This window comes from Mesorhizobium sp. M1A.F.Ca.IN.022.07.1.1 (assembly GCF_003997575.1).
Taxonomy (GTDB): domain Bacteria; phylum Pseudomonadota; class Alphaproteobacteria; order Rhizobiales; family Rhizobiaceae; genus Mesorhizobium.
In genome coordinates this window covers 1-6,814 of sequence record NZ_RZST01000318.1, presented here as the reverse complement: position 1 = coordinate 6,814, position 6,814 = coordinate 1, and the positions used below count along the sequence as shown (strand labels likewise).

At 65.0% G+C, this 6,814-nt stretch carries 5 protein-coding genes and 2 pseudogenes; 5 read left to right on the top strand and 2 right to left on the bottom strand.

The features are described from left to right. Positions 1 to 179, top strand: a pseudogene (locus EOA75_RS35225) (EamA/RhaT family transporter); the annotation flags it as partial. A 15-nt stretch (positions 180 to 194) separates the two neighbouring features. Here the strand turns inward: EOA75_RS35225 and ubiG are convergent. Beyond that, a complete protein-coding gene (ubiG, locus tag EOA75_RS26345; RefSeq protein ID WP_095824176.1) occupies positions 195 to 944 on the bottom strand; it encodes a bifunctional 2-polyprenyl-6-hydroxyphenol methylase/3-demethylubiquinol 3-O-methyltransferase UbiG in 750 nt (249 codons plus the stop codon). Positions 945 to 1,071: 127 nt separating this feature from the next. Next, complete coding sequence (locus EOA75_RS26340) at positions 1,072 to 1,368, bottom strand: hypothetical protein (RefSeq protein WP_127325526.1); 297 nt, start codon at positions 1,366 to 1,368, stop codon at positions 1,072 to 1,074. A gap of 218 nt (positions 1,369 to 1,586) precedes the next feature. On the opposite strand from EOA75_RS26340, the gene EOA75_RS26335 reads away from it, so the two are divergent. From EOA75_RS26335 to EOA75_RS26320, 4 genes and pseudogenes are all read left to right on the top strand, one after another. Next, positions 1,587 to 2,840 carry an aspartate kinase gene (locus EOA75_RS26335; protein ID WP_066990093.1) on the top strand — a complete coding sequence of 418 codons (1,254 nt, stop codon included), beginning with the start codon at positions 1,587 to 1,589 and terminating at the stop codon, positions 2,838 to 2,840. 83 nt (positions 2,841 to 2,923) lie between these two features. Continuing rightward, on the top strand, positions 2,924 to 5,194 hold the full coding sequence (gene ptsP / locus EOA75_RS26330) for a phosphoenolpyruvate--protein phosphotransferase (RefSeq protein WP_127325525.1): 2,271 nt from the start codon (positions 2,924 to 2,926) through the stop codon (positions 5,192 to 5,194). 139 nt (positions 5,195 to 5,333) lie between these two features. Beyond that, on the top strand, positions 5,334 to 6,413 hold the full coding sequence (gene prfA / locus EOA75_RS26325) for a peptide chain release factor 1 (RefSeq protein WP_127325524.1): 1,080 nt from the start codon (positions 5,334 to 5,336) through the stop codon (positions 6,411 to 6,413). Beyond that, positions 6,406 to 6,814: pseudogene (locus tag EOA75_RS26320) on the top strand (protein-(glutamine-N5) methyltransferase, release factor-specific); the annotation flags it as partial. The gene prfA and the pseudogene EOA75_RS26320, both read left to right, overlap by 8 nt.

The following is a 6,814-nucleotide window of genomic DNA, read 5'->3' as shown; positions in this document are numbered from 1 at the left end:
ATCTCAGCCAGATCGGCTATGTGGCGGCGGCGGTCGGGCTCTTTGCCGGCACGATCTTCCTCGGCGAGCATTATCAGCTGCTGACCTGGCTGGGCGCGGCCATCATCACCGCCGGCGTGCTCATCACCACCAAGGCGCAGAGCCAGCCAAGCCCGAAGCTGCAAAGCCAGGCGGCGTAAACGCTTCGTTGGCCCTCAGACCGAGGCTTTTTCGGCCAGCACCATGTAGTTGACGTCCATGTCCCTGGATTTCTGCCAGCGGTCGGCCAAGGGATGATAGATCACGCCGGTCCGGTCGACGATGGTCAGCCCCGCCGCGCCAAGCGCCTTTGCCAACTCCTCCGGCCGCACCAGCTTGCCGAACTGATGCGTGCCGCGCGGCAGCCAGCGCAGAACATATTCGGCGCCGATGATGGCAAGACCAAGCGCCTTCAGCGTGCGGTTGATGGTGGCGACGAACATGATGCCGCCGGGCCGGACCATCTCACTGCATTTGGCGACGAAGAGATCGACATCGGCGACATGCTCGACCACCTCCATGTTGAGGATGACGTCGAATGTCTCGCCGGCGTCGGCCAGCGCCTCGGCCGTGGTGGCGCGATAGTCGACATTTACGCCGGCTTCGGCCGCGTGCAGCTTAGCGACCTCGATGTTGGTGGCCGAGGCGTCGGCACCGACCACTTCCGCGCCAAGCCGCGCCATCGGTTCGCATAAGAGCCCGCCGCCGCAGCCGATGTCGAGGAAGCGCAGTCCCTCGAATGGCCTTGCCGCGCGCGGATCGCGGCCGAAGCGCGCCGCCACCTGGTCGCGGATATAGGCAAGCCGCACAGGGTTGAACTTGTGCAGCGGCCGGAACTTGCCGTTCGGGTTCCACCATTCGGCGGCAAGGGCGGAGAAGCGTTCGACTTCTCCGGCATCTATGGTCGATCGGCGGGGCTCAGGCATGGGGCGGGTCTCCTCGAACGCCAGCAAGTCGGGGAACGCTAGGAAGTCGGGTCCCCGGCAGCGAAAGTCAAGGCAGGTTTTTTCCGTTGCCGCCAACCAGCCGCAGCGGGACGAGGGACAGTCGAGCCTAGGCCGACAGCGCGACCGCGGCATGACTCATGGCGACGCTGGCCGGCTCGATCGCCCGCATGGCCTCGCAATCGCCGATCTCGGCCATGATGCGCTGTGCCGCCGCCTGGGCCTGCTCGAGGCTCTGCCAGCGCACGACGTCGACCCAGCTCCCGTCGTCTCGCTCGCCAAGATGGCGGCTGAGAAAACCGGGCTGGCGCACCAGCCAGTCGGTGACGAAGCCATTTTGGGCAACAAAACCAGCCGCAGTATCCGGCTTGAGGCGGAAGGTCACGATCTCCAGCGTCTCGGTCATGAATTCCTCCATCCGATTTTCCAAGTTTATCGCATTGCGCGACAGGAATCCGCCAGGAGGCTTCAAAAATCGGGCCAAGGCCGCTTCTCCTGCGCCCTCGCTTGCGAAGCCTTGCTGTTTTAGCTAAGGAGGCCGCGCATTTCCGCGGCTCGGCTGGTCCGGGCGCATTTTCCATTTTCCGGCCCCAAGCCGGCTTCAGTCAAAGGCATCTCGCTTCCATGGCGCGCATCGTGATGAAATTCGGCGGAACTTCGGTCGCCGACATCGCCCGCATCCGCAATGTGGCGCGCCATGTCAAACGCGAGGTCGATGCCGGCCATGAGGTCGCCGTGGTGGTTTCGGCCATGGCCGGCAAGACCAACGAGCTGGTCGGCTGGACGCGCGAGGCCTCGCCCATGCACGACGCGCGCGAATATGACGCCGTTGTCGCCTCCGGTGAGCAGGTCACGGCCGGCCTGTTGGCGATAACCCTGCAGAACATGGGTGTCCATGCCCGTTCCTGGCAGGGCTGGCAGATCCCGATCAAGACCGACAACGCCCATGGCGCCGCGCGCATCCTCGACATCGACGGCGCGTTCCTGATCAAGCGCTTCGGCGAGAGCCAGGTGGCGGTCATCGCCGGTTTCCAGGGCATCGGCCCGGACAACCGCATCTCGACCCTCGGCCGCGGCGGCTCCGACACCAGCGCCGTGGCGATCGCGGCCGCGGTCAAGGCCGACCGTTGCGACATCTACACCGATGTCGACGGCGTCTACACGACTGATCCGCGCATCGAGCCGAAAGCCCGGCGGTTGGCCAAGATTTCGTTCGAGGAAATGCTCGAAATGGCCTCGCTCGGCGCCAAGGTGCTGCAGGTACGGTCGGTGGAGCTTGCCATGGTGCACAGGGTGCGTACCTTTGTGCGGTCGTCCTTCGACGATCCCGACGCGCCCGGAATGGGGGATTTGCTCAATCCGCCCGGAACGCTTATTTGCGACGAGGAAGAGATCGTGGAACAGCAGGTCGTCACCGGAATTGCCTATGCCAAGGACGAAGCGCAGATCTCGCTGCGCCGCGTCGGCGACCGCCCAGGCGTCGCCGCCGGCATCTTCGGCCCGCTGGCCGAGGCCAACATCAATGTCGATATGATCGTCCAGAACATCTCCGAGGACGGCAAATTCACCGACATGACCTTCACGGTACCGTCGGGCGACATCGACAAGGCGCTGGCAGTGCTCGAGCGGCTGAAGGCCGATGTCGGCTACGACGTCGTGCAGTCGGAAGCCGGCATGTCGAAGGTCTCGGTCATCGGTATCGGCATGCGAAGCCATGCCGGCGTCGCGGCCACCGCCTTCAAGGCGCTGGCCGATAAAGCGATCAATATCCGGGCGATCACCACCTCCGAGATCAAAATCTCGATACTGATCGACGGTCCCTATACGGAACTTGCAGTTCGTACTTTGCATTCCGTCTACGGGCTCGATAAGCAATAGCAAGAACTGAGTCCGTTATTGCGTGAGCGCCGGCCGTGGCGGAAGCTACGGCGGGCAACGTGCCCATTGGAGAAGAAGCCGCGATGCGTGACATGGCCGGTGGCCCGCGCGTTCTGCTGAGACGGCTCCGCGAGCTCATGCAGGAGCCGCTGGAGCCGCAGGAGCGGCTCGACCGTATCGTGCGCGACATCGCCTCCAACATGGTCGCCGAGGTGTGCTCGCTCTATGTGCTGCGCGCCGATTCGGTGCTGGAGCTCTACGCCACCGAAGGTCTGAACCCCACCGCCGTCCATTTGGCGCAGTTGAGGCTCGGGCAAGGCCTGGTCGGCACCATCGCCGCCAGCGCGCGGCCGCTCAATCTCTCCAACGCGCAGGAGCATCCGGCCTTCGCCTACCTGCCGGAGACGGGCGAAGAGATCTACAATTCCTTCCTCGGCGTGCCGGTGCTGCGGGCAGGGCGCACACTGGGCGTCCTGGTGGTGCAGAACAAGACCATGCGCCACTATCGCGACGACGAGGTCGAGGCGCTGGAAACGACGGCGATGGTGATCGCCGAGATGGTCGCCACCGGCGATCTTGCCCGTCTCACCCGGCCGGGCCTCGAACTTGACCTGCGCCGTCCGGCAAGCTTCACCGGTCTTGCCTTCAACGAAGGCGTCGGGCTTGGCCATGTCGTGCTGCACGAGCCGCGCATCGTCGTCACCAATCTGTTCAACGAGGACAGCGAGGAGGAGGTGCGTCGCCTCGACCGCTCGCTCGGCTCGCTGAGGCTGTCGATCGACGACATGCTCGAGCGCCGGGACGTCGCTTTCGAGGGTGAGCATCGAGAGGTGCTCGAGGCGTATCGCATGTTCGCCAACGACCGCGGCTGGGTACGCCGGCTGGAAGAGGCGATCCGCAACGGCCTGACTGCGGAAGCGGCCGTCGAGAAGGTGCAGAGCGACATGCGCGCACGCATGCTGCACATGACGGACCCCTATCTGCGCGAGCGCATGAGCGATTTCGACGATCTCGCCAACCGGCTCTTGCGCCAGCTGATGGGGCGCGGTCCGGAGGATGTCGCGGCCTCGCTGCCAAAGGATGCCATCATCGTCGCCCGCTCGATGGGTGCGGCCGAACTGCTCGACTATCCCAGGGACAAGCTGCGCGGCCTGGTGCTGGAGGACGGCGCGGCCACCAGCCATGTCGTCATTGTCGCGCGCGCGATGGGCATTCCGGTCGCAGGCCAGGTCAAGGGCGCCGTCTCCATGGCGGAAAACGGCGATGCCATCATCGTCGACGGCGAGGAAGGCACCATTCACCTGCGGCCGCAGTCCGACCTCGAGGCCGCCTATGCCGAAAAGGTCCGCTTCCGAGCTCGGCGGCAGGAAATCTATCGCGAACTGCGCAAGAAGCCGTCGCTGACCAAGGACGGCGTCCCGGTCGATCTCCTGATGAATGCCGGCCTTGCGGTCGACCTGCCGCAGCTTTCAGAATCGGGAGCGGCCGGCATCGGCCTGTTCCGCACCGAATTGCAGTTCATGGTCGCCTCGACTTTTCCGCGCGCCGAGGCGCAGGAGCGGCTCTATCGCGATGTGCTGGAGGCGGCTCGCGGCAAGCCGGTCACCTTCCGTACCATCGACATCGGCGGCGACAAGGTGCTGCCCTATTTCAAGGGCTCGGTGCAGGAGGAAAACCCGGCACTCGGCTGGCGGGCGATCCGCCTCACTCTCGACCGCCCCGGCCTCCTCAGGACACAGATCCGCGCGCTGCTCAAGGCTTGCGGCGGGCGTGAGCTGAAGCTGATGCTGCCAATGGTGACGGAACTGTCGGAAATCGCGCAGGCGCGCGAGATCATCGACCGCGAAGTCCGGCACCTGTCGCGTTTTGCGCATCATTTGCCGACGAGCCTCAAGCTCGGCGCGATGCTGGAGGTGCCGTCGCTGCTGTTCCAGCTCGACGAGTTGATGAAGGCGGTCGACTTCGTCTCGGTCGGTTCCAACGACCTCTTCCAGTTCGTCATGGCAGTGGACCGCGGCAACACGCAGCTTGCCGACCGTTTCGACACGCTGTCGGCGCCGTTCCTGCGCGTGCTGAAGCAGATCGCCGACGCCGGCGCGCGCAACCATACGCCGGTGACGCTGTGCGGCGAGTTGGCGGGCAAGCCGATCTCGGCGATGGCGCTGATCGGCGTCGGCTTCCGCTCCATCTCGATGTCGCCGGCCTCGATAGGCCCGGTCAAGGCGATGCTGACCGAACTGCCGCTGCAGGAGCTGGAAGCCTTCTTCAGCGACAATCTGATGGCCCCCGTCCAAGGGACGCCGATGCGGGCGCTGCTGCAAGCCTTCGCCGACGACCGCTCCATTCCGCTCTAGATTCACGTGAGGGCGGTCTGCAAATGTCGATTTTCTGCGCTTCCGGTGCTCATGGACCTAAATGTACATTCCGCTCCGGTTCTCGAAATTCGCCAGTTTCGACTCGTCCTGACGTGAACTCCATCGAAGTCCCGAGCCCATGATCAACCTGCCCCGCGACCGCATGGACCAAGTCGTCAAGCGTTTCGACATGCTCGAAGCGCAGATGTCGGCAGGGCCGACGGCCGATGCCTATGTCAAAATGGCTTCCGAATATGCCGATATCCAGGAGATGGTGGGCAAGATCCGGGCGCTGCGCGCCGCCGAGCAGGAACAGGCCGACCTCGAAGCGATGCTCGCCGACAAGAACATCGACGCCGAGATGCGGGCGCTGGCCGAGGCCGACCTGCCGGAGGTTAAGGAGCGCATCGAGGTGCTGCAGAAGGATATCCAGATTCTGCTCCTCCCCAAGGATGCCGCCGACGACAGGAACGCCATCCTCGAAATCCGCGCCGGCACCGGCGGCGACGAGGCGGCCCTGTTCGCCGGCGATCTGTTTCGCATGTATGAGCGCTACGCCGCCTCGCGCGGCTGGCGTTTCGAGGTCGTTTCGGCGAGCGAAGGCGAAGTCGGCGGCTACAAGGAAATCATCGCCTCGGTGTCGGGCAAGGGCGTGTTCGCGCAGCTGAAATTCGAATCCGGCGTGCATCGCGTGCAGCGCGTGCCGGAAACCGAGGCCGGCGGGCGGATCCATACCTCGGCGGCGACGGTCGCCGTACTGCCCGAGGCCGAGGAGGTCGATATCGATATCCGGGCAGAGGACATCCGCATCGACACGATGCGCGCGTCCGGCTCCGGCGGGCAGCACGTCAACACCACCGATTCGGCGGTGCGCATCACGCATCTGCCGACGGGCATCATGGTGGTGCAGGCGGAAAAGTCGCAGCACCAGAACCGGGCGCGGGCCATGCAGATTTTACGCGCGCGGCTCTATGACCTGGAGCGCAGCCGCGCGGACGAGGAGCGCTCGTCGTCGCGAAAATCGCAGGTCGGCTCGGGCGACCGCTCGGAGCGCATCCGCACCTATAATTTCCCGCAGGGACGCGTCACCGATCACCGCATCAACCTCACCCTTTACAAGCTCGACCGGGTGATGATGGGCGAGCTCGACGAGGTGATCGACGCGCTGGTCGCCGACCATCAGTCGAAGCTGCTCGCCGACATGGGCATTGATGGCTGATCCTTTGCCCGCGGCACTTCGACCGCTGCTGCGAGCGGCGAGGGAGCGGCTCGCTGCCGCCGGCATTGCCGATCCGGCGCTCGATTCCAGGCTGATCGTCGAGCATTTTTCCGAAACCACGCGCACCCAGGCTATCGCGGAGCCGGGCCGAACGGTGGATTCTGCGGCTCTTGCGGCAATCGAGGCGGCCCTGAGGCGTCGCGTCGCAGGTGAGCCGGTGCATCGCATTCTCGGCTATCGCGAGTTCTATGGGCTGCGGCTGTCGCTGTCGCCGGACACGCTGGAGCCGCGCCCCGATACCGAGACGCTGCTCGACGCGACCCTGCCCTTCGCCAAGTCGACGGCCGAAAGGCTTGGCCAGTGCCGTATCCTCGATCTCGGCACCGGAACCGGCGCAATCG